Genomic DNA, 22563 nt, shown 5'->3' with positions numbered 1-22563 from the left:
TCACTTCTTTCGCAGGGTGCGGTAAGCGGCCACGAGAGCGGCCGTGGAGGGATCGAGACCTGGCACGTCCGCGCCTTCGGTCAGGGCGGGCTCGACGCGCTTGGCGAGGACCTTGCCGAGCTCGACGCCCCACTGGTCGAAGGAGTCGATGTTCCAGATCGCGCCCTGGACGAACACCTTGTGCTCGTAGAGGGCGATCAGCTGGCCCAGGACCGAGGGGGTCAGTTCGGCGGCGAGGATCGTGGTCGTGGGGTGGTTGCCCTGGAACGTCTTGTGCGGCACCAGTTCCTCGGGCACACCCTCGGCGCGGACCTCGTCCGGGGTCTTGCCGAAGGCCAGCGCCTGCGTCTGCGCGAAGAAGTTGGCCATCAGCAGGTCCTGCTGCGCGGCGAGTTCGTCGCTCAGTTCACCGACCGGGTTGACGAAGCCGATGAAGTCGGCGGGGATGAGCTTGGTGCCCTGGTGGATCAACTGGTAGTACGCGTGCTGGCCGTTGGTCCCGGGCGTGCCCCACACCACCGGTCCGGTCTGCCACTCCACCGGGTTGCCGTCACGGTCGACGGACTTGCCGTTGGACTCCATGTCGAGCTGCTGGAGATAGGCCGTGAACTTGGAGAGGTAGTGCGAGTACGGCAGCACGGCGTGCGACTGGGCGTCGTGGAAGTTGCCGTACCAGACGCCCAACAGGCCGAGCAGCAGCGGGGCGTTGGCCTCCGCCGGAGCGGTGCGGAAGTGCTCGTCGACCAGGTGGAAACCGTCCAGCATCTCGCGGAAACGGTCCGGGCCGATCGCGATCATCAGCGACAGGCCGATCGCCGAGTCGTACGAGTAGCGCCCGCCGACCCAGTCCCAGAACTCGAACATGTTCGCCGTGTCGATCCCGAAGTCCGAGACCTTCTCCGCGTTCGTCGACAGCGCCACGAAGTGCCGCGCCACCGCCTTCTCCTCACCGAGTCCGGCCAGCAGCCAGGAGCGGGCGGAGGTGGCGTTGGTGATCGTCTCGATCGTGGTGAACGTCTTCGAGGCGATGACGAACAGTGTCTCGGCGGGGTCCAGATCGTGGACCGCCTCGTGCAGGTCGGCGCCGTCCACGTTCGACACGAACCGCACGCTCAGCGAGCGGTCGGTGAAGGAGCGCAGCACCTCGTACGCCATCGCCGGACCGAGGTCGGAGCCGCCGATGCCGATGTTGACGACGTTCTTGATGCGCTTGCCGGTGTGCCCGGTCCACTCGCCGGAGCGGACCCGGCCGGCGAAGTCCGCCATCTTGTCCAGGACCGCGTGCACGGCCGGAACCACGTTCTCCCCGTCGACCTCGACCACCGCGTCCCGCGGCGCCCGCAGCGCGGTGTGCAGCACCGCCCGGTCCTCGGTCGTGTTGATCTTCTCGCCCCGGAACATCGCGTCCCGCAGCCCGAACACACCGGTGGCGACGGCCAGTTCCTGGAGCAGGGCCAGGGTCTCGTCGTTGATGAGGTGCTTGGAGTAGTCGATCCGCAGGTCGCCGACCTGGACGACGTACCGCTCGGCGCGGGCGGGGTCGGCGGCGAACAGGTCGCGCAGCCGCGGGTGGAGCAGCGTGGTCGCGCGGTGGTCCTCCAGGGCGACCCACTCCGGACGCCGGGTGGGCTTGGGGTACTCAGACATGACGGGGGGTCTCCTTGGGGGCGTCGCCGCGCAGGGCGACGGCGTACATCTCGTCCGCGTCGAGGCGGCGCAGTTCCTCGGCGATCAGCTCGGAGGTGGAGCGCACCTTCAGCGCGAGGGTGCGGGAGGGCTGACCGGGCAGGGACAGGGTCGCCAGCGGGCCCTCGGGGCGGTCGATGACGATCTCGCCGTTCTCGGTGCCGAGCCGGACGGCGGTCACCACGGGGCCCGCGGTGACGACCCGCTCGGTCTTGACCTGGAGGCGGGCCTCCAGCCAGCGGGCCAGCAGTTCGGCGCTCGGGTTCTGCGCCTCGCTCTCGACGGTCGCCGAGATCACCTTCGTCCGGGCCTGGTCGAGCGCCGCCGCCAGCATGGAGCGCCAGGGAGTGAGCCGGGTCCACGCCAGGTCGGTGTCACCCGGCGCGTACGAGGCGGCGCGGGCGTCCAGCGCCTGGAGCGGCGCCTCGACGGCGTACATGTCGGTGATCCGGCGCTGGGCGAGGGCGCCGAGCGGGTCCTTGACCGGGTTCTCGGGCGCGTCCACCGGCCACCAGACGACGACGGGGGCGTCGGGCAGCAGCAGCGGCAGGACGACCGAGTCGGCGTGGTCGGAGACGTCGCCGTACGTCCGCAGGACGACCGTCTCGCCGGTGCCCGCGTCGGAGCCGACGCGCACCTCGGCGTCCAGACGGGAGTTGGTGCGGTCGCGCGGGGTGCGGGCGACCCGCTTGATGACGACCAGGGTGCGCGAGGGGTGCTCGCGTGAGGCCTCCTCGGCCGCCTTGATCGAGTCGTAGGCGTTCTCCTCGTCGGTGACGATGACCATCGTCAGGACCATGCCCACTGCGGGGGTGCCGATGGCCCGGCGCCCCCGTACGAGTGCCTTGTTGATTTGGCTTGCCGTGGTGTCGGTCAGGTCGATCTTCATGGCCTGCGCCAGCTCCGTCCGTCTCGTGCGAGCATCTCGTCGGCTTCCTCCGGGCCCCAGCCGCCCGAGGGGTACTGCGCGGGTGTGCCGTGACTCTCCCAGTACCCCTCGATCGGGTCGAGGATCTTCCAGGACTCTTCCACCTCCTGGTGGCGGGGGAAGAGATTGGCGTCGCCGAGCAGGACATCCAGGATCAGCCGCTCGTACGCCTCCGGGCTGGACTCGGTGAACGACTCGCCGTACGCGAAGTCCATGGTGACGTCCCGGATCTCCATGGAGGTACCCGGCACCTTCGATCCGAAGCGCACGGTCATGCCCTCGTCGGGCTGGACGCGGATGACGATGGCGTTGGAGCCGAGCTCCTCGGTGGCCGTGGAGTCGAACGGCGAGTGCGGGGCGCGGTGGAAGACGACCGCGATCTCGGTGACGCGGCGGCCCAGGCGCTTGCCGGTGCGCAGGTAGAACGGGACGCCGGCCCAGCGGCGGTTGTCCACCTGGAGTTTGACGGCCGCGTAGGTGTCGGTCGTCGAGCCGGGGTCGATGCCCTCCTCCTGGAGGTAGCCGTGCACCCTCTCGCCGCCCTGCCAGCTCGCCGCGTACTGGCCGCGCACGGTGTGCTCGCCCAGGTTCTCCGGCAGCTTCACGGCCCTGAGGACCTTGAGCTTCTCGGCGAGCAGCGACTCGGCGTCGAAGGCGGCCGGTTCCTCCATGGCGGTCAGGGCCATCAGCTGGAGCAGGTGGTTCTGGATGACGTCACGGGCGGAGCCGATGCCGTCGTAGTAACCGGCCCGGCCGCCGATGCCGATGTCCTCGGCCATGGTGATCTGGACGTGGTCGACGTACGACCGGTTCCAGATCGGCTCGTACATCTGGTTGGCGAAGCGGAGCGCCAGGATGTTCTGGACGGTCTCCTTGCCGAGGTAGTGGTCGATCCGGAACACCTGGTCCGGGTCGAACACGTCGTGCACGATCCGGTTCAGCTCACGGGCGCTTCGCAGGTCGTGGCCGAACGGCTTCTCGATGACCGCGCGCCGCCAGGACCCCTCGGGGGCGTTCGCCAGCCCGTGCTTCTTGAGCTGCCGCACCACCTTCGGGAAGAACTTCGGCGGTACGGAGAGGTAGAAGGCGTAGTTGCCGCTGGTGCCCCGGGACGCGTCCAACTCCTCGACGGCGGAGCGCAGTTGCTTGAAAGCCGTGTCGTCGTCGAAGTCGCCCGGGATGAACCGCATGCCCTCGGCGAGCTGTTGCCAGACCTCCTCGCGGAACTCGGTGCGCGCGTGCTCGCGCACCGAGTCGTGCACCACCTGCGCGAAGTCCTGGTCCTCCCACTCGCGGCGGGCGAACCCGAGGAGCGAGAAGCCCGGCGGCAGCAGGCCCCGGTTGGCGAGGTCGTACACCGCCGGCATCAGCTTCTTGCGGGACAGGTCGCCGGTGACACCGAAGATGACCAGACCGGAGGGGCCGGCGATCCGGGGGAGCCTGCGGTCGCGCGGGTCGCGCAGCGGGTTGTCCCAGTCGGCGGCCGGGACGCCGAGCGCCGCGGCGAGGGCCTCGGGTGTCAGGCCGTCCGGTTCCACGGCCGTGTCACCGGATCCCTGCGGCGCGGTGGCCGCATCCTGCGCGTCGCCGTCGGAAAGCGCCTCACCCTTGGTCATTCCCCTTCAACTCCCTTGCCCCGCAGGGAGGCCGACACGGCTTCGAGGAGATCTTCCCAGGCCGCCTCGAACTTCGAGACGCCCTCGTCCTCCAGCCGCCCGACGACCTCGTCGTAGGAGATCCCGAGCGCTTCGACCGCGGCCAGGTCGGCACGGGCCCGGTCGTAGCCGCCGGTCACCGTGTCGCCGTGGATGTCGCCGTGGTCGGCGGTGGCGTTCAGCGTCCCCTCCGGCATGGTGTTGACCGTGCCCGGAGCGACCAGCTCGTCGACGTACAGGGTGTCCTTGTACGCCGGGTCCTTGACGCCCGTGGAGGCCCACAGCGGACGCTGCTTCTGGGCGCCGGACGCGGCGAGCGCCGTCCAGCGGGCGCCGCCTGCCGCCGAGCCGCCGGCGGAGCCGAACACGTCCTCGTACGCCTCGTAGGCCAGCCGGGCGTTGGCGAGCGCCGCCCTGCCCTTGAGCGCGAGGGCCTCGTCCGTGCCGGTCTTCGCGAGCCGCTTGTCGATCTCGTTGTCGACCCGGGAGACGAAGAAGGAGGCGACGGAGTGGATGCCGGCGAGGTCGATGCCCGCCTCCCGTGCCCGCTCCAGGCCGGCGAGGTAGGCGTCCATGACCTCGCGGTAGCGCTCCAGGGAGAAGATCAGCGTGACGTTGACGCTGATGCCGAGGCCGATGACCTCGGTGATCGCCGGGAGACCGGCCTTCGTCGCTGGGATCTTGATCATCACGTTCGGGCGGTCGACCAGCCAGGCCAGCTGCCTGGCCTCGGCGACCGTCGCGGTGGTGTTGTGCGCCAGACGGGGGTCGACCTCTATGGAGACCCGGCCGTCACGGCCTTCGGTCGCCTCGAACACCGGGCGCAGGATGTCGGCGGCGGCGCGCACGTCCGCGGTCGTCATCATCCGGACGGCCTCGTCGACCGTCACCCCGCGTACGGCGAGGTCGGCCAGCTGCTGTCCGTACCCCTCGCCGGAGCCGATCGCGGCCTGGAAGATGGACGGATTGGTGGTCACGCCCACCACGTGCCGCGTCGCGACGAGTTCGGCCAGGTTGCCGGACTCGATGCGCTTGCGGGAGAGGTCGTCGAGCCAGACGGAGACGCCCTCGCGGGAGAGGCGCTCAAGAGGTACCGCGGTCGCGGCTGCTTCGGTCACAGTGATCATCTTCCTTGGTGCGAACGGATCAGCCGCGCAGGGCGGCGGTGTCGTTGGTCGAGCCGAGCGAGGCCCGCGCGGCGGCGGCGACGTTCTCGGCGGTGAACCCGAACTCGGCGAACAGCGTCCCGGCGTCGGCCGAGGCGCCGAAGTGCTCCAGCGAGACGACACGTCCGGCGTCACCGACGTACCGGTACCAGGTCAGGGCGATTCCGGCCTCGACCGCCACGCGCGCCTTCACGGACGGCGGAAGGACAGCGGCCCGGTACTCGGGGGACTGCTCCTCGAACCACTCGACGGACGGCATCGACACCACGCGGGTGCCCACGCCCTCGGCCTCCAGCAGTTCGCGCGCCGCGACGGCGAGCTGCACCTCGGAGCCGGTCGCGATGAGGAGGACGTCCGGGGTGCCGGCGGAGGCGTCCTGCAGGACGTAACCGCCGCGCGCCGCCTCGGTGTTGGCGGGGTAGGCCGGCACGCCCTGACGGGTGAGCGCCAGACCGTGCGGGGCCGGGTTCGTGGCGTGCCGCTTGAGGATCTCGGCCCAGGCGATCGCCGTCTCGTTGGCGTCGGCCGGGCGGACGATGTTCAGGCCGGGGATGGCGCGCAGCGAGGCGAGGTGCTCGACCGGCTGGTGGGTGGGGCCGTCCTCGCCGAGACCGATCGAGTCGTGCGTCCAGACGTACGTCACCGGGAGCTGCATCAGCGCGGAGAGCCGGACGGCGTTGCGCATGTAGTCGGAGAACACCAGGAAGGTGCCGCCGTAGACACGGGTGTTGCCGTGCAGCGCGATGCCGTTCATCTCCGCAGCCATGGAGTGCTCGCGGATGCCGAAGTGGATCGTGCGGCCGTACGGGTTCGCCTCGGGCAGCGGGTTGTCCGCCGGGAGGAACGAGCTGGCCCTGTCGATCGTGGTGTTGTTCGAGCCGGCGAGGTCGGCGGAGCCGCCCCACAGTTCGGGGAGCACGGCTCCGAGGGCCTGGAGGACCGTGCCGGAGGCGGCGCGGGTGGCGATGCTGCTGCCCTCCTCGAACACCGGCAGCGCGCTCTCCCAGCCCTCGGGAAGCTGGCCGGCGACGATCCGGTCGAAGAGTTTCGCGTTCTCGGGCCGCTCGGTGCGCCACGCGCCGATCCGCTTGTCCCAGTCGGCGTGCGCCTCGGCGCCCCGGTCCAGGGCCTGGCGGGCGTGGGCCAGGACCTCGGCGTCGACCTGGAAGGTCCGCTCTGGGTCGAAGCCGAGGATCCGCTTGGTCGCGGCGATCTCCTCGGCGCCCAGCGCCGAGCCGTGCGAGGCCTCGGTGTTCTTCGCGTTCGGGGCGGGCCAGGCGATGATCGTGCGCATCGCGATGATGGAGGGGCGCCCGGTCTCGGCCTGTGCCGTCCTGAGCGCCGTGTACAGGGCACGCACGTCGATGTCGCCGTCGGGCGAGGGCTCGACGCGCTGCACGTGCCAGCCGTACGACTCGTAGCGCTTCAGCACGTCCTCGGAGAAGGCGGTCGCCGTGTCGCCCTCGATGGAGATGTGGTTGTCGTCGTAGACGAAGACGAGGTTGCCGAGCTTCTGGTGGCCGGCGAGCGAGGAGGCCTCGGCGGAGATGCCCTCCTCCAGATCGCCGTCGGAGACGATCGCCCAGATGGTGTGGTCGAACGGGGACTCGCCCTCGGGGGCCTCGGGGTCGAACAGGCCGCGCTCGTAGCGGGCGGCCATCGCCATGCCCACCGCGTTGGCGGCGCCCTGGCCGAGCGGGCCGGTCGTCGTCTCCACGCCCGCGGTGTGCCCGTACTCGGGGTGGCCGGGCGTCTTGGACCCGTGGGTGCGGAACGCCTTCAGATCGTCGAGGCCGAGTTCATAACCTGACAGGAAGAGCTGGGTGTAGAGAGTCAGCGAGGTGTGTCCGGGGGAGAGGACGAAGCGGTCCCGGCCGGTCCACTCCGGGTCGGCCGGATCGTGCCGCATCACCTTCTGGAAGAGCGTGTACGCCGCCGGGGCCAGGCTCATCGCGGTCCCGGGGTGACCGTTGCCGACCTTCTGCACGGCGTCGGCGGCCAGAATGCGGGCGGTGTCGACGGCGCGGCGGTCGAGCTCGGTCCAGCTGAATCCGTCGGAGCTCTGCGTACTCATCTTCAAGAAGTCCTCACGAGATGTGCTGCGGCTAGGTCTTTGCGTTCAAACCTAAAAGTCAGACTTTTGTTGGGGAAGGTGTCCGTGTGTCAGCCTTCGGTGAAAGTGGGACACATGGAGCCGTGGCGAGCCGACGCGAGAAGGACATGAGCGACAGAACAACCCAAGGCGGCACCGGCGGTGAAGGCGTCCAGGACGGGATCAGGACCTTTCCCTTTCCCGCTGATCTGAGCCTGTCCGGCGTGGGCATGCAGGTCGGCGCGATGGGGTCCGGGCGCACCTGGCACGCGGACGCCCCGCTGGAACGCGTGCACCGCATCGACTTCCACGTCGTGATGCTCTTCGACGAGGGGCCCGTACGGCACATGATCGACTTCGCCGAGTACGAGGCCCACGCGGGCGACATCCTGTGGATCCGGCCGGGTCAGGTGCACCGCTTCTCCAGCACCGGCCCGTATCGCGGCACCGTCCTGACCATGCAGCCCGGATTCCTGCCCCGCGCGACCGTCGAGGCGACCGGCCTCTACCGCTACGACCTGCCCCCGCTGCTGCGTCCCGACGCCGCCCGGCTGGCCGCACTGCAACACTCGCTCACCCAGTTGGAGCGCGAGTACGTCGACACGACCACACTGCCGCTCAGCCTGCACACCTCGGTGCTGCGGCACTCGCTCACCGCGTTCCTGCTCCGCCTCGCCCACCTCGCGGCGAGCTCCGGCGAGGCGGCCCACGAGCACAGGGACACCACGTTCACGCGTTTCCGGAGCGCGGTCGAGAAGGACTTCGCCGTCAACCACAGCGTCAGCGCCTACGCGGACGCCCTCGGATACTCACGGCGCACCCTGGTGCGCGCGGTGCGCGCCGCCACCGGCGAGACGCCCAAGGGCTTCATCGACAAACGGGTCGTCCTGGAGGCCAAACGGCTTCTCGCCCACACGGACCTGCCGATCGGGCGCGTCGGGGCCGCCGTCGGTTTCCCGGACTCGGCCAACTTCTCGAAGTTCTTCCACCAGCACACGGGGGCGACCCCGGTGGCCTTCCGGGCCGAACTGCGCTGAGCGGGACGGACCTTGTGGGCCCGCCCCGCTCAGCCGCCGTCGTACGGCGAATGGCTCTTCGTCAGATGCTGTCTCAGTGCCCGAAGTTGAACCAGTTGACGTTCACGAAGTCCGCCGGCTGGCCGCTGGTGAAGGTCAGATAGACGTCGTGGGTCCCGGTCACCGAGCTCATGTTCGCGGGCACGGTCTTCCAGGACTGCCAGCCGCCGGTGTTGGCCAGCGCGAAGCTGGCGACCGGTGTGCTCGTACGGCTGTCGAGGCGCACCTCGACCAGACCGCTGACCCCGCCCGCCGCGCCGCTGGCGACCCGGCCGTAGAACTGGGTGGCCGCGGAGGAACCGAAGTTGACGCCCTTGTACACCGCGTAGTCGCCGTTCGCGATCGTGCCGATGTCCTGGCCGCCGCCGGAGTCAGTGGTGGTCTCGGTGACGACGCCGCTCTGGCTGTCGTAGGACTCGGCCTGGACGGCGCTGTAGGCGTCACGGTTGCCGGTGGGCGGGGGAGTGGTCCCGCCGCCACCGCTGCCGGCCGACTGGAGGACCTGGACGTAGTCGACGACGAGCGGGTGACCGGGCTCCGTGCCGCTGTCGGGGCCGCCGCCGAAGGCGCCGGGGAAGCCGCCGCCCATGGCCACGTTCAGGATCATGAAGTAGCCGTGGTTGGTGGCGTTCGCCCAGGTGGTCGCGTCGACCTGGTTCGCCTTCACCGTGTGGAAGTTGACGCCGTCGAGGTAGAAGCGGACCTCCTCGGGGCTCGTCGACCGGTCCCACTCCATCGCGTAGGTGTGGAACCCGGCCTGGCAGGTCGTCCCCGTACAGGGCGTGTTGTTGCCGATGCCGCTGGTCTCGTTGCACGGGCCGCCCGGGCTGGTGCCGCAGTGCATCGTGGCCCACTCGGTGTTGAGGCCCTGGACGTTCTCCATGATGTCCAGTTCGCCGACGCCCGGCCAGTTCTGGTAGTTGCCGCGGTAGGGCGCGCCCAGGGCCCAGAAGGCGGGCCAGTAACCCTTGGCGGCGGCGCCCGTCACGTTCGGCATCTGGAGCCGCGCCTCCATGCGCAGCTTGCCGCCGGCGGGGGGCGCGAAGTCGGTGCGCTTGGTCTCGATGCGGCCCGAGGTCCAGTTGCCCGAGGCGTCGCGGCGCGGGGTGATCAGTAGGTTGCCGTTGCCGTCCAGGGCGACGTTGCTGGTGCTCGAGGTCATCGTCTCGACCTCGCCGGTACCGAAGTTGGCCGGCCCGCCCGGGTAGCTGGTGCCCGTCGTGTACTGCCAGTTGGCGGTGTCGACGCCGTTCCCGGCCGCCCCGGAGAAGTCGTCGGCGAAGACCTGGGACCAGCCGGTGGGGGGTGTGGGGGCGGACGCGTTGGCGGGGAGGGTGGCCGCGGTCGCGGCGGCCGCCGCCAGGCTCAGCGTGCTGAGCACGGCGATCAGCACGCGCCGGACGGAGCCGCGTCCGGGTGTGCCGGGGGATTCACTCATGGGTGCCTCTTCGCGTACGGAGTGTGGGGTGCGCGGGTGGGGTGTGAGAGCGCTCCCACGGAAATTTGAGAGCGCTCTCAACGGAGCTGCGCGGCCAATGTGCTCTCTGTCACTCCGGTCGTCAAGAGGTGAAGCCGAGAAAGTCCTTTCGCTGTACGGGAGTTCACACCGTGAAGGAAGTCTGTTGTTCCAACAGGCCTGCGATGATGCCCAGTTGGCACCCGCCTGGCGGGCGCGACCGTCAAAGGGCGCTCCCTGCCTTCCAGTCGGCCCACGAAAGGTTCCAGCCGTTCAGTCCGTTCGACGGTTCGACGGTCCGGTCGCCCGAGTCCTCGACCACCACCACGTCACCGAGCATCGAGCTCTCGTAGAACCGGTAGCCCGCCACGGAGCTGTCGCCCGCGCCCTTCGTGTCGTGCAGGCCGACGCAGCCGTGGCTGGTGTTGCCGCTGCCGAAGACCGAGGGCGCGGCCCAGTAGTTGCCGTGGATGAAGGTGCCCGAGGTGGTCAGGCGCTGGGCGTGCGGCACGTCCGCGATGTCGTACTCGTCGCCGAGCCCGACCGTCGAGGACTCCATCCGGGTCTCCTTGAACCGCTCGCTGATCACCATGATCCCGGACCAGGTGGTGTGCTCCGGGGCGCCGCCGCTGACCGGGTAGCGCGCGAGGACGCTCCCGCCCCGCTCGACCGTCATGGTCTTCTTCGCGAGGTCCACGGTGCTCACCTGGCGGCGGCCGATGTGGAAGGTGACGTCCTTGGACTGGATGCCGTAGACGCCGTCCGTACCCTCGACGTCCTTGAGGCGCAGGCTCAGCGTGATCTTCGTGCCCGCCGCCCAGTATCCCGCGGGACGGAAGTCCAGCCGGGTGTTCCCGAACCAGTGGCCGACCACCTCGACCGCGGGCTCCGCCGTCACCGTGACGGCCTTTTCCACGGCCGCCCGGTCCGTCACGGCCTTCGTGAAGTTGATCGACACGGGCATGCCGACGCCCGAGGTCGAATTCGCCTCGGGGGTGAAATAGCCGGCGAACGTCTCGCCCGGGGACTTCGTGACGAACGTCGAGGTGTGCTCCGTGCCACCCGTCGCTTTCGCCGTGACCGTGTATTTGGTGCCCGAGTACGGATTCCTGGACGAGGTCCAGCGCGTGCGGCCGGCGTCGAAGGATCCGGCCAGAGTCGAACCGTCGTTGCCGAAGACCTCGACCGACGACAGCGTGCCGTCCGCCACGGAGACCACGACCGGAGCGGCGAAGCCGGCCCTGTTCGTGCCGTCGGCGGGAGAGACGGTGACCGTCGGCGTCCTCACCTGGGCCTTCGCCGTCGTCCGGGCCGCGGCGGACCCGGTCGCCGACGTGTCCTTCCCCTCGGCGGCGCCTGCCGGGCCGCCGCACCCGCTCAGCGTGACGGCCGGCACGGCGGCGCCGAGGGCCGCGAGGACTCCCCGCCGTGACCAGGCCCGACGCCCCCCGCCCGGCTGCGCCCGGCCCGGCTCCCGCGCCGGATGCTCGGGCCGATTCGATATCTCAGGGACGCCCACGGAACGCCTTTCCTCGGTACTTTCGCTCACCACCACTGCCGGTGCATCCTGCGGGACTTTCCTGGGTTGATTCTTTGAATCCGGCCGCACCGGCCTGAGATTCCGGTGAAGACGCCCGCGGAGACGGCCGGAATCCACGGTTGCCGGGCCGCCCCGAATTGTGAACAGAGTATGAAGCGCCCCGTCCGGTCCCTGAGCTTTCCCGTGAGATCCCCCGTCCGCGTCCGGAGGCCATTCGGCCCGCTCCGGTCACAGCACCGAAGGAGACGTTCCGCTTGCCGGATCCGCGACAACCCACGCCGGAGGCATCCGTGAATCCAGCCCGTGAGCGGCATACCGTGGCCATCGTCGGAGCGGGCGCCGCCGGCACGCTCACCGCCGTGCAGCTCTGCGAGACGGCGACCCGCCGCCGTACCCCCCTCGGCCTCTTCCTGGTCGATCCCGCCCCCGAAGCCGGGCGCGGCACCGCCTACGCCACGGCCGACCCCCGGCACCGGCTGAACGTGCCCGCGGGCGGCATGAGCTGCTATCCCGACGACCCGGGCCACTTCACCCGATGGCTGTGCCGGCACGGCGAACCCACCGTCAGGGGAACCGACTTCGCCACCCGCCACCGGTACGGCGCCTACCTCGCCGACACCCTGAGCCAGGCGATCGTCCACGCCCACGGCATCGTCACCGTGCACCGGCTGCGGACCAGGGCGCGGGCCTGTGTCCCCGGACCGGACGGCGGGCTGGTGCTCCGGCTCGCCGACGGGGCGAGTCTGCCGGCCGACAGCGTGGTCCTCGCCACCGGACCGGCCGCCACGACGGCCGACTGGGCTCCGCCCCGGCTCCGCGCCTCCGAACGGTTCATCCGTTCACCCTGGGCACCGGGGGCGCTCGACGGACCGCTCGCCCGACCGGCGGGCGGCCTGCGGGCGGGCGCGAGCGACGACGTCCTGCTGGTGGGGACCGGGCTCACCGCGGTCGACCTCGCGCTCAGCCTCGACCGCCCCGGACGCACCGTGCACGCCCTCTCCCGCACCGGTCTGCTGCCGCAGCCGCACGCGCTGAGCCCCGCACCGGCGATGGCCGCGCCCGAAGGGCTCGACGCACCGACGCTGTCCACGCTGCGCCGGGCCGTCTACCGCCACATCGGCCGCGCCGTGCGCGCCCACGGCGACTGGCGCCCCGCCCTCGACAGCCTCCGCCCGCACACCGCGCGTCTGTGGCGCAGCCTCACACCCGAGGAACGCGCGGCCTTCCTGCGGAGCGAGGGCGCGCTCTGGAACACCCACCGCCACCGGATGGCGCCGACGACGGCCGAATCGCTGGACCGCGCCCGCACGGCCCGGCGCCTGCGCGTGCACACCGGCAGGATCGCCGAAGCCGTCCCCGGGCGGGACGGCTCCGAGGTGCTCACCCTCACCGACGGGCGCCGTGTCACGGCCGGTTGGGTGATCGACTGCACCGGTCCTGGACCGCGCCCCGAAGACCCCCTGTGGAGCTCGTTGTTCGAGGCGGGCGCCGCCGTGCCCGGCCCGCTCGGCCTGGGCGTCGCCACCCGCGACGGCCGGCTCCTCGACGCCGAAGGCGGCGCCGGACGCCCGCTGTTCACCCTGGGCGCTCCGCGGCGCGGTGAACTCTGGGAGACCACCGCGATCCCCGAGATCCGGGTCCAGGCCGCCGAGCTGGCCGAGCTGCTGCTCGCGCCACTGTCACCGCGGCCACGCACCGTACGCCGCCGGCCGCTCGACACCCACGGGCTCCCGCTGTCCACCCACGCCGAGGCGGCCGCCGCCCACCGCACCGGCCTCGAACGGGTCCTCAAGGTCAGGGCCGGCGCCGAGGACGCCTTCGCGCGGGCCGTCGCCCTCGACCCCGGTTTCGCACTCGGGCACGCGGCCCTCGCCCTGCTCGGCCACGAATGCGGCGCCGACGTCGACGTACCCAGGGCGCTGGCCGACGCGCGGCGCTGCGCGCGGGAACGGGCCGACGCGCGCGAACGCTCCTTCGTCGACATGGTGACCCGCCGCGTAACCGGCGAGGGCCCCGAAGACGGAGCCCGTGCGCTGCTCGGGCACCTGACCATTCACCCCGCCGACGCGCTGGCGCTCGCCGCGGCCGTGCCCACCATCGCCTTCTCCGGCATCAACGACCTCGACCCGGCGTACGCGTCGAGCCTGGTCGAGCGTGCCTCGCCCGCCTACGACGGCCACTGGTTCCCGGCCTCGCTCCTCGCCTTCCTGCGCCAGGACCAGGGCCGCCACGACGAGGCCGCCGAACTGGCGGGGCGCGCCCTGGCCGACGAGCCCGCCTCCGGACACGCCGTGCACGCCCTCGCCCACGTCCACTACGAGTCGGGGGCCCACGAGACGGGCCGCGACTGGCTGGACGCCTGGGTGTCGGGGCACGGACGGGGCGCCGTCCACCGCGCCCACTTCTCCTGGCACATCGCCCTGCACGAACTGGCCCTGGACGATCCCGCCGCCGTCCGCAGACGCTGGTTCGCCCAGCTCGCGCCGGGACGCGTGACCGGCGTACGCGCCCTGGTCGACTCGGGGTCGCTGCTGTGGCGGGCCCGGCTCAGCGACAGCTGGCGGGGGCCGGTGCCCGCGGCGGACGTGCTCGACAGCGTCGCCCGCGAGATCGTGGAACGCCCGGCGACCGCCTTCACCGCGCTGCACGCCGCCGTCGCGCTCACCGCCGCCGGTGATCTCGCGGCACTGCGCCGGCTGCGCGACCACTGCGCCGGCGCCGACCCGGTGCAGCGCGAGGTCGTCGTCCCCCTGTGCGAGGCACTCGCCGCCCTCGTCGAGGAGCGTTTCCACGAGGCCGCCCAGGGTCTGGGCGCGCTCCTGCCGGTCCTCGGCCGGGTCGGCGGCAGCGCCGCCCAGCGCGAGGTCGTCGAGGAGACACTGCTGTACGCCCTGGTCGCGGGTGGCCGCTGCGAGGCGGCCCGCCGCCTCCTGGACACCCGCCTCGACCGCGGCCACGCACCCCGGGACCGGCGCCTGCTGGCAGCGCTGCGCGACTGAGGGGGGTGCCGGGCGGGCCCAGAAGGCGTGGGCCGGAAAGGGAGGGCCTGGCGGGGGCGGGATCAGAAGCGGCGGCTGCGGAACGGGCGGCCCGGATGCGCGGGCTCTCTTCGCGCCGGCGTCAGGCGTGCGGCTCCGTCCGGGGTGCCGGGCGCCAGCCCAGAGACCGGGAGATGCCCCGGGCCGCCAGCCGCACCGCCGGGACCAACGCCGGTACCCGGGCCTCGACCCAGGGCACGACGAGCGACACGGCGGCCACGACCGAACCGTCCGCGCCGCGCACCGGGGCGGCCACCGACAGCGCGTCGTCGGTGACCTGACGGCTGCTCACCGCCACGCCCGTACGCCGCACTTCGGCCAGCGCACGGCGCAGACGGTCCGGATCCGTGATCGTGTACGGGGTGTAGGCGGCCAACGGCCCATTGCAGTAGGCGTCCTGGAGGGCGGACGGCGTGTACGCGAGCAGCGCGAGTCCGACGCCCGTCGCGTGCAGCGGCCAGCGGGCGCCGACCTGAATGCGTACACCGACCGACGAACGCCCCGCGATCCACTCGGTGTAGACGACCTCGGTGCCGTCCATGACCGCCAACTGCACGTTCTCGTGCGTCGCTTCGTACAGGTCCTCCAGGAACGGCAGGGCGAGCTGGCGCAGCGCGAGGCCGCGCGGGGCGAGCGCCGCGAGCTCCCACAGCCGCAGGCCCACGTGATAGACGCCGTTCACGTCACGCTCCAGCGCGCCCCACCCGGTCAGCGCGGCCACCAGCCGGTGGGCGGTGCTGAGACTGAGGCCGGCCCGGCGGCCTATGTCCGTCAGGGACAGCGCCGTGTGCTCGTGGTCGAAGGCGCCGAGCACGGCGAGGAGGCGGCCGGAAGCGGACCGGGCGGCATGCTCGCGACCTGCCATGACCGGCTCCCTGCGGCCTGACCCCGGACGGGGGCGGTTCGGGCGTGGGGACCCACCATGCCGTAGGGGCCGGACGGCGGCAATCGCCGACGACTGCCATGGCCGCTCCCGGCCGACAACGCCCGGCCGCAGCGCTCCTCCGGGTTCATCGTCGGCCTTCCGCGTCGGGGACCCACACGGTCGGACAGAGTCATGTGCCGAACGGCGAAGCACCATTTCGACACAACGGCGAAGGGTGGCAGGGGCCCCGGGCCGGGGACGTGACGTGGTGATGACGGGCCGGTCCGTGGAGGCGATGGCACGCTGCTCCCTGGAAGACACGGGTGAACCAGGTGGTCGTGGCGTGCTCCCGCGGCGCGCGGCCTGTGTCCCCGTACGAACTGCGAAGGTGGTACTTGCGTGAGGCTGACCATTCTGGGCGGCGGCGGATTCCGTGTCCCGCTCGTGTACGGGGCACTCCTCGGGGACCGGGCCGAGGGCCGTGTCACCCGGGTCGTGCTGCACGACCTCGACGCGGGACGGCTCTCGGCCGTGGCCCGCGTCCTTGCCGAGCAGGCGGCCGGGGACCCCGACGCACCGGAGGTGACCGTCACCACCGACCTCGACGAGGCCCTGCGCGGCGCCGACTTCGTCTTCTCCGCCATCCGCGTCGGCGGTCTGGAGGGGCGTGCGGCGGACGAGCGGGTCGCCCTCGCCCGAGGCGTCCTCGGCCAGGAGACGGTCGGCGCCGGGGGCATCGCGTACGGCCTGCGCACCGTGCCCGTCGCCGTGGACATCGCGCGGCGCGTGGCCCGGCTCGCGCCGGACGCCTGGGTCATCAACTTCACCAACCCGGCCGGACTGGTCACCGAAGCCATGTCCCGCCACCTCGGCGACCGTGTCATCGGCATCTGCGACTCGCCGGTCGGTCTCGGGCGCCGCATCGCCAAGGTCCTCGGCGCGAACCCGCGCGAGGCCTGGATCGACTACGTCGGGCTCAACCACCTCGGCTGGGTGCGCGGTCTGCGGGTCGCGGGCCGCGACGAACTCCCGCGGCTGCTCGCCGACCCCGCCCTTCTCGGCTCCTTCGAGGAGGGGCGGCTCTTCGGCCCGGAGTGGCTCCGGTCGCTCGGCGCCGTGCCCAACGAATACCTGCACTACTACTACTTCAACCGCGAGACCGTCCACGCCTACCAGCGGGCCGAGAAGACGCGCGGCGCGTTCCTGCGGGACCAACAGGGCGGTTTCTACGAGGAGATGAAGCACCCGGACACGGTGGCCCTGAGGGCGTGGGAACGCACCCGGGCCGAGCGCGAGGCCACGTACATGGCGGAGAACCGGGACGCCGCCGGTGCCGGGGAGCGCGAGGAGGACGACCTCTCCGGCGGCTACGAGAAGGTGGCGCTCGCCCTGATGCGGGCCATCGCCCGCGACGAACGGACCACCCTGATCCTCAACGTCCGCAACCGCGGCACACTCGGCGTCCTCGACGCCGAGGCCGTCATCGAGGTGCCGTGCCTGGTGGACGCCAACGGCGCGCACCCCGTCGCCGTCGATCCGCTGCCGGGCCACGCCACCGGACTGGTCTGCTCGGTCAAGGCCGTGGAACGGGAGGTGCTCTCCGCCGCCGGTTCGGGCTCCCGTACGACCGCGGTGAAGGCCTTCGCCCTGCACCCGCTCGTCGACTCGGTCGCCGTGGCGCGCGCGCTCGTCGACGGCTACACGGCCGTACACCCGGGTCTGGCCTATCTGCGGTAGGGCGCGATCGAGTGGGACCCGGCACCCGCGGACGCCGCCCGGGTCCCTCCCGATGACGCCCGCTTTGCGCACCGGACTTGCCGACGCCTTGACGATCCGTTTCCTGCGTGTTCAGCCGGGCGACTGTGCCCGCGTTGTGTAGCGTCCCTAAGGTCCCTGAGTGCTTCGAGTGCGTCGAGTGCTTCGGAGGAAGGGACTCATGGACAGACCTCTCGCCGTCCGGGCTCGCGGGATCACCAAGTGCTTCGGCGACGTCGTGGCACTCGACGGCGTCGATCTGGATGTGGCACGCGGTCAGATCCACGGCCTGGCCGGACCGAACGGCGCAGGCAAGACGACCCTGCTCGGTCTGCTGCTGGGCCTGGCCGTCGCCGACGAAGGCCGTCTGGAGATCCTCGGCACCCCGATCGGGCGGGCACTCGCCGCCCCCGGCGGTGTCGCCGGCTTCGTCGACGGACCCGGCCTCTACCCCTCGCTCACCGCCCGGCAGAACCTCGCCGCCCTGGCCGCGCTGCGCGGCCGCGGCGCGCGCGGCGCCGGGGTCGACGACGTGCTCGGCCAGGTCGGGCTCACCGACGTCGCCGACGACCCGGCCCGCGGCTACTCCCTGGGCATGCGTCAGCGGCTCGGCCTCGCCGCCGCCCTGCTCACCCGGCCCCGGCTGCTCGTGCTCGACGAACCGTCCAACGGCCTGGACCCGGCGGGCAAACGCCATGTGCACGGTGTCCTCGGCCGGCTCGCCGAGAACGGGACCGCGGTCGTCCTCTCCAGCCACCGCATGGACGACCTCCAGGCCCTGTGTTCCGAGGCCACCATCCTCGCGACCGGACGGGTCGTCTTCTCCGGCCCGCTGAGCAAGCTGGCCGCCGAGAACCGCGAACTCGACTACCGGCTGCTCACCTCCGACCCGCGGGCCGCCCGCCCGCTGGCCCTCGGCACGGCCGGGATCCGGATCGTCGACGAGACCGCGCCACGGCACGACACCGACGTGCTCGTCGTACGGGCGCTCGTGCCCGCCGTCGACGAACTGGTGGCGCGGCTCGTGGGCGCGGGCATCGCGCTGCGCGAGCTCGCCCCCGTGGTGTCTCCCCTCGAAGCCGCGTTCCTCGCCCTCACCGAGCAGAAGGAGAACGGCGGATGACCGCGACCGTCGCCGAGGACGCCGGCCTCGAAGCGAACGGCCCGGACGAGGACGTCACCGACGCCCCTCGTGTCCCGGTCGCCCGCGTCTACCGTTTCGAACTGGTCAAACTCGTCTCGCAGTGGCGGATCCGGCTGCTGGTTCTCGCCTGCTGGATCGTGCCCGCGCTCTTCGTCGCCGCGGTCAGCGGGCAGAGCACCCTCCCCGTCGACACCCTCTTCGGACGCTGGATGCACGCCACCGGGTGGGCCGGAGCACTGGTCATGCTCGGCTTCGCGGGCACCTGGGCCCTGCCGCTGCTGACCTCGGTCGTCGCCGGCGACGTGTTCGCCTCCGAGGACCGGCTCGGCACCTGGCGCCATCTGCTCGTGGCGGTCCGGTCGCCGCGCCGGATCTTCGCCGCGAAGGCCCTGGCCGGCCTGACGGTCATCCTGCTGCTCGTGGCCGGACTCGTCGCCTCCAGCTCGGCCGGCGGGGCCGTGGCGGTCGGCGACCGGCCGCTCGTGGGCCTCGACGGCCACCTGCTGACACCGGCCGACGCAGCCGGCAGGGTTCTGCTCGCCTGGGTCTGCGTCCTCGCGCCGACCCTGGCCCTGGCCGCGGTCGGACTGCTCGGCTCCATCACCTTGGGCCGGTCCCCGATGGGCCTGCTGCTGCCCGCCGTCGTCGCTCTCGCGATGCAGCTAGCCCAGATGATGCCGCTCCCCGTCGCCGTGCGACTCTCCCTGCCGAGCTACGCCTTCATCGCCTGGAGCGGTCTGTTCACCAGCCCCGCGCAGCTCGGCCCGCTCCTGATCGGCGTCGCGGTCAGCCTGCTGTGGGCGGTGACCGCGACCGTGTCGGCCTATCTGCTCTTCATGCGGCGGGACTTCACCGACGCGGCCCACGACGGCTCGGGCCGCGGCGCGGTCGCCGCCGGCGTCCTGCCGCTCGTCGCGCTGGCCGCCGTGACGGCCGTGACCGTCGGTGGCGCGACGGGGGCGACGGGCTCCGGGATCGAACAGGACAAGGTGCAGCGCTCGGCCGCGACCGCGTTCGCCCACCTCTACCGGCTCCAGACCCGTCAGCTCAACCGCCCCGCCGTGACGGAGGCGCAGCTGAAGGTCACGGCGGACTGCGACAAGGGCAGCGTCAAGGTCGCCGCCGAGGGGCCGGGCAACGACTGGCGCTGTGTCGTCTCCTGGCACCTTCCCGGCGTTGATGCCGTGGGGACGGCCGTCTACCAGCTCGACATCACCCCGGACGGCCGATTCATGGCGGACGGCGACGGACCGAAGGAGGTGAACGGCTACTTCCTCGTCCGCACCCCGACCGGGGACGCACCGAACCCGCTCTGGCAGTTCGACGGCAATGTCGACCTGCTCGCCACCTCGAAGGGATGACTCCATGCAGGTAACGCGTCGCCGACGGAGTGAGAAGAAGGGACGATCGAGCCCGTTCGGCAGACACGGCGGACGGCGGATACCTCTGGTGACGGTGGGCACCACCGCGCTCGCCCTCGTCGCCGCCGGGGCGGCCTTCGCCCAGACACACCAGTTCGGCACCGACCAGGTCGGCCAGGTCACCGATCGCGGCCAGGTCGTCTCCAGTGACCAGTACATCGCCCCGTACGGTGACCGGCTCGTCCTCCAGAACGGCAAGATCATGTCGTCCTCGGTCAGCCCGGACGGCACCCACCTCGCGGCCTCGGTCACCGACGGCGGCAGCGCCCTGTCGATCGTCGACCTGAAGAGCTGGAAGGTGCAGCAGCTCGTCAGCAGCTCCGCCTCCTCCGTCCCGCGCATCAGCGGCAACAGCGTGGGCCAGGAAGGCCCGAGCTACTCGCCCGACGGCTCGCAGCTCTGGCTCGGCCAGACCGACGGCTACACCCGGTTCACCGTGGCCGCGGACGGCAGCGTCACCAGCCCGGTGTTCGTCCCGATCGCCGCCGACGGGACCAAGCACGCACTCGTGGGCGCGGCCGTGTTCTCGCCGGACGGCTCGACCGTGTACTCCGCGGTCAACGGACAGAACCGGGTGGTCGCCATCGACGCGGCCACCGGGACCGTCCGGCAGAGCTGGAGCGTCGGCAACGCCCCGCGCGATCTGGCCCAGGTGGGCGACAAGCTCTACGTCAGCAACGAGGGCGGGCGCCCGGCGCGGGCCGGCGACACCACGATCAACTCGTACGACACGCAGGTGCCGGCCGACCCGGTCACCGCGGCCACCACCACCGGCACCGTCAGCGTCATCGATCTGGCGGACCCGGCCGCCGCCGTCGCGAGCATCCCCGTCGGACTGCACCCGACCGCCCTGTACGCCAGGGGCAGGGCGCTGTTCGTCACCAACACCGCCACCAACGACGTGTCGGTCGTCGACACCACCAGGAACAAGGTCGTCCAGACCATCGCGACCCAGCCGTGGCCCGAGGCCTCGGTGGGCTACGAGCCCGACGCGGTGACGCTCACCGACGACGGCCATCTGCTGGTGACGCTCGGCCGCGCCAACGCCGTCGCCGTGTACCGGTACCGGTCCCCGCAGGATCCGGTCCGCTACATCGGCCTGCTCCCGACGGACTACTTCCCCGCGGAGATCGCCTCCGTCGGCAAGGACATCGTCGTCTCCAACACCCGTGGCGTCGACGCCCGCCGGACCACCACCGCAGCCGGGCACGCCACCCACGACACGACGTCGAGCGTGCAGCGGTTCACCCTGCCCGACGACAGTGTCGTGCGGGCCCGGACGGCCAAGGTCTTCCGGCAGAACGGCTGGACGGCCGGATCGGTCGCCCGGTCCAAGGGCAAGAGCCACGCGAAGCCTGTCCCCGTCCCGCTGCGGCTCGGCGAACCCTCGACGATCAAACACGTCTTCCTGCTCGTCAAGGAGAACCGCACCTACGACCAGGTCTTCGGGGACGTCCCCGAAGGCAACGGTGATCCTTCGCTGGCCCAGTTCGGCGAGAACGTGACCCCCAACCAGCACGCCATGGCGAGGCAGTTCGGGTTGTACGACAACACCTACGACATCGGCACGAACTCCGCCGAGGGCCACAACTGGCTGATGCAGGCGGACGATCCGGAGTACACCGAGTCCTCCGCCGGTGAGTACGCGCGCAGTTACGACACCGAGGACGACGCCCTCGGCCACCAGCGGACCGGCTTCCTGTGGACCGGAGCGCAGGCGGCGGGCAACTCGGCCCGTGACTTCGGTGAGTTCCAGCAGTTCCTCACCAAGCCGGCGGACGCCGACTGGCAGAACCTGTACTGCGACTCCAGGAACATGGCCTCGACGGGCCAGGACAGCGCGTACACCCTGAACTCGTCCTCGCCGATCCCGTCGCTCAACGACGTGTCCGTGCACGGCTTCGCGAAGTTCGACACCAGCGTCCCGGACATCTACCGGGAGGAGATCTGGAAGCGTGACTTCGAGAAGAACGGTCCGGCGAACCTGAACATGTTCTGGCTCTCCAGCGACCACACCGGCGGTCCGGCGAACGCGGCCGCCCAGGTGGCGGACAACGACCTCGCCACCGGCAGGATCGTCGACGAGATCTCGCACAGCAAGTACTGGAAGGACTCGGCGATCTTCGTCGTCGAGGACGACTCCCAGGCAGGCCTCGACCACGTCGACGGCCACCGCGCCCCGATCCAGATCATCAGCCCCTGGGCTCGGCACGGCGTCGTCGACAGCCACTACTACTCGCAGATCACGCTGATCCGGACCATCGAGCAGATCCTCGGGGTCCACCCCATGAACCAGAAGGACAGCGCGGCCACCCCGATGAGCGCCGCGTTCACCCGGCACCCGGACCTCACGCCGTTCACGGCGCTGCCCAACCGGACCTCGCTGACCGACGGCCTCAAGACCGCGCCCTCCTGCGGTCTGGACACCCCGGCGCCGCAGGACCCGGCGGCGGCGCCCGTGCCGTCGGCGAAGGTGCCGGCGGACAAGCGGGCGCTCGCGGCGAAGTGGGACACCTGGAAGTCGCACCAGCGGCTCACCGGGCCCAACGCGATCCCGGACTTCGCCAACCCCGCGCAGATGAACCACTTCACCTGGTACCAGACGCACGGGTGGACCGAGCCGTACCCCGGTGAGCACACGGTCTTCGCGCCGCAGGACGTGCCGGGCGCCTACCTCCCGTCGTCGGAGTCCGACGGCTGACCACGGCGGACAACCCACAACTCACGTACGCGCGCGACGC

14 protein-coding genes are annotated in these 22563 nt (G+C 71.5%); 6 read left to right on the top strand and 8 right to left on the bottom strand.

Going from position 1 to position 22563, the window contains the following annotated elements; genetic code table 11:
• From pgi to tkt, 5 genes are read right to left on the bottom strand one after another with little or no spacing between them, the layout of a single operon-like run.
• Positions 1 to 1647, bottom strand: coding sequence for a glucose-6-phosphate isomerase (gene pgi, locus ABZV42_RS10255; protein ID WP_356051543.1), 1647 nt, complete (start codon positions 1645 to 1647; stop codon positions 1 to 3).
• Positions 1640 to 2575, bottom strand: a complete 936-nt coding sequence (gene opcA, locus ABZV42_RS10250) for a glucose-6-phosphate dehydrogenase assembly protein OpcA (RefSeq protein ID WP_355982721.1) — start codon at positions 2573 to 2575, stop codon at positions 1640 to 1642. The genes pgi and opcA overlap by 8 nt, the downstream gene beginning before the upstream one ends.
• A complete protein-coding gene (gene zwf, locus ABZV42_RS10245) occupies positions 2572 to 4230 on the bottom strand; it encodes a glucose-6-phosphate dehydrogenase (RefSeq protein ID WP_355982722.1) in 1659 nt (552 codons plus the stop codon). The genes opcA and zwf overlap by 4 nt, the downstream gene beginning before the upstream one ends.
• Positions 4227 to 5396, bottom strand: coding sequence for a transaldolase (gene tal / locus ABZV42_RS10240; RefSeq protein WP_356051541.1), 1170 nt, complete (start codon positions 5394 to 5396; stop codon positions 4227 to 4229). Before tal ends, zwf begins: the two co-directional genes overlap by 4 nt.
• Positions 5397 to 5415: 19 nt before the next feature.
• Complete coding sequence (gene tkt / locus ABZV42_RS10235; protein WP_356051540.1) at positions 5416 to 7509, bottom strand: transketolase; 2094 nt, start codon at positions 7507 to 7509, stop codon at positions 5416 to 5418.
• Positions 7510 to 7655: 146 nt separating this feature from the next.
• Between tkt and ABZV42_RS10230 the strand changes: the two genes are divergently transcribed.
• On the top strand, positions 7656 to 8564 hold the full coding sequence (locus ABZV42_RS10230) for an AraC family transcriptional regulator (RefSeq protein ID WP_355982728.1): 909 nt from the start codon (positions 7656 to 7658) through the stop codon (positions 8562 to 8564).
• A 73-nt stretch (positions 8565 to 8637) separates the two neighbouring features.
• Here the strand turns inward: ABZV42_RS10230 and ABZV42_RS10225 are convergent, their stop codons facing one another.
• A complete protein-coding gene (locus ABZV42_RS10225; RefSeq protein WP_355982730.1) occupies positions 8638 to 10041 on the bottom strand; it encodes a glycoside hydrolase family 16 protein in 1404 nt (467 codons plus the stop codon).
• Positions 10042 to 10282: 241 nt separating this feature from the next.
• Positions 10283 to 11578 (bottom strand): Ig-like domain-containing protein, encoded by a 1296-nt coding sequence (locus tag ABZV42_RS10220; protein ID WP_356051539.1) that lies wholly within the window; start codon positions 11576 to 11578, stop codon positions 10283 to 10285.
• A gap of 311 nt (positions 11579 to 11889) precedes the next feature.
• On the opposite strand from ABZV42_RS10220, the gene ABZV42_RS10215 reads away from it, so the two are divergent.
• Entirely contained in the window at positions 11890 to 14598 is a 2709-nt protein-coding gene (locus ABZV42_RS10215; RefSeq protein ID WP_355982734.1) for an FAD/NAD(P)-binding protein, read from the top strand.
• Between the two features lie 121 nt (positions 14599 to 14719).
• Here ABZV42_RS10215 and ABZV42_RS10210 read toward each other — a convergent pair whose 3' ends face one another.
• Positions 14720 to 15502 (bottom strand): IclR family transcriptional regulator, encoded by a 783-nt coding sequence (locus ABZV42_RS10210; RefSeq protein WP_355982736.1) that lies wholly within the window; start codon positions 15500 to 15502, stop codon positions 14720 to 14722.
• 399 nt (positions 15503 to 15901) lie between these two features.
• On the opposite strand from ABZV42_RS10210, the gene ABZV42_RS10205 reads away from it, so the two are divergent.
• The 4 genes from ABZV42_RS10205 to ABZV42_RS10190 all read left to right on the top strand — a co-directional run bounded on the left by ABZV42_RS10205 (position 15902) and on the right by ABZV42_RS10190 (position 22523).
• Positions 15902 to 17239 (top strand): 6-phospho-beta-glucosidase, encoded by a 1338-nt coding sequence (locus ABZV42_RS10205; protein WP_355982738.1) that lies wholly within the window; start codon positions 15902 to 15904, stop codon positions 17237 to 17239.
• 199 nt (positions 17240 to 17438) lie between these two features.
• On the top strand, positions 17439 to 18380 hold the full coding sequence (locus ABZV42_RS10200) for an ABC transporter ATP-binding protein (RefSeq protein WP_355982740.1): 942 nt from the start codon (positions 17439 to 17441) through the stop codon (positions 18378 to 18380).
• Positions 18377 to 19762, top strand: a complete 1386-nt coding sequence (locus ABZV42_RS10195) for an ABC transporter permease (protein WP_355982742.1) — start codon at positions 18377 to 18379, stop codon at positions 19760 to 19762. The genes ABZV42_RS10200 and ABZV42_RS10195 overlap by 4 nt, the downstream gene beginning before the upstream one ends.
• A gap of 4 nt (positions 19763 to 19766) precedes the next feature.
• Complete coding sequence (locus tag ABZV42_RS10190) at positions 19767 to 22523, top strand: bifunctional YncE family protein/alkaline phosphatase family protein (protein ID WP_356051537.1); 2757 nt, start codon at positions 19767 to 19769, stop codon at positions 22521 to 22523.
• Positions 22524 to 22563: the final 40 nt, after the last annotated feature.

Source organism: Streptomyces sp. NPDC005281 (assembly GCF_040607495.1).
Taxonomy (GTDB): domain Bacteria; phylum Actinomycetota; class Actinomycetes; order Streptomycetales; family Streptomycetaceae; genus Streptomyces.
Note: the sequence above shows the minus strand (reverse complement) of the source record. Positions and strands in the feature narration are given on the sequence as shown.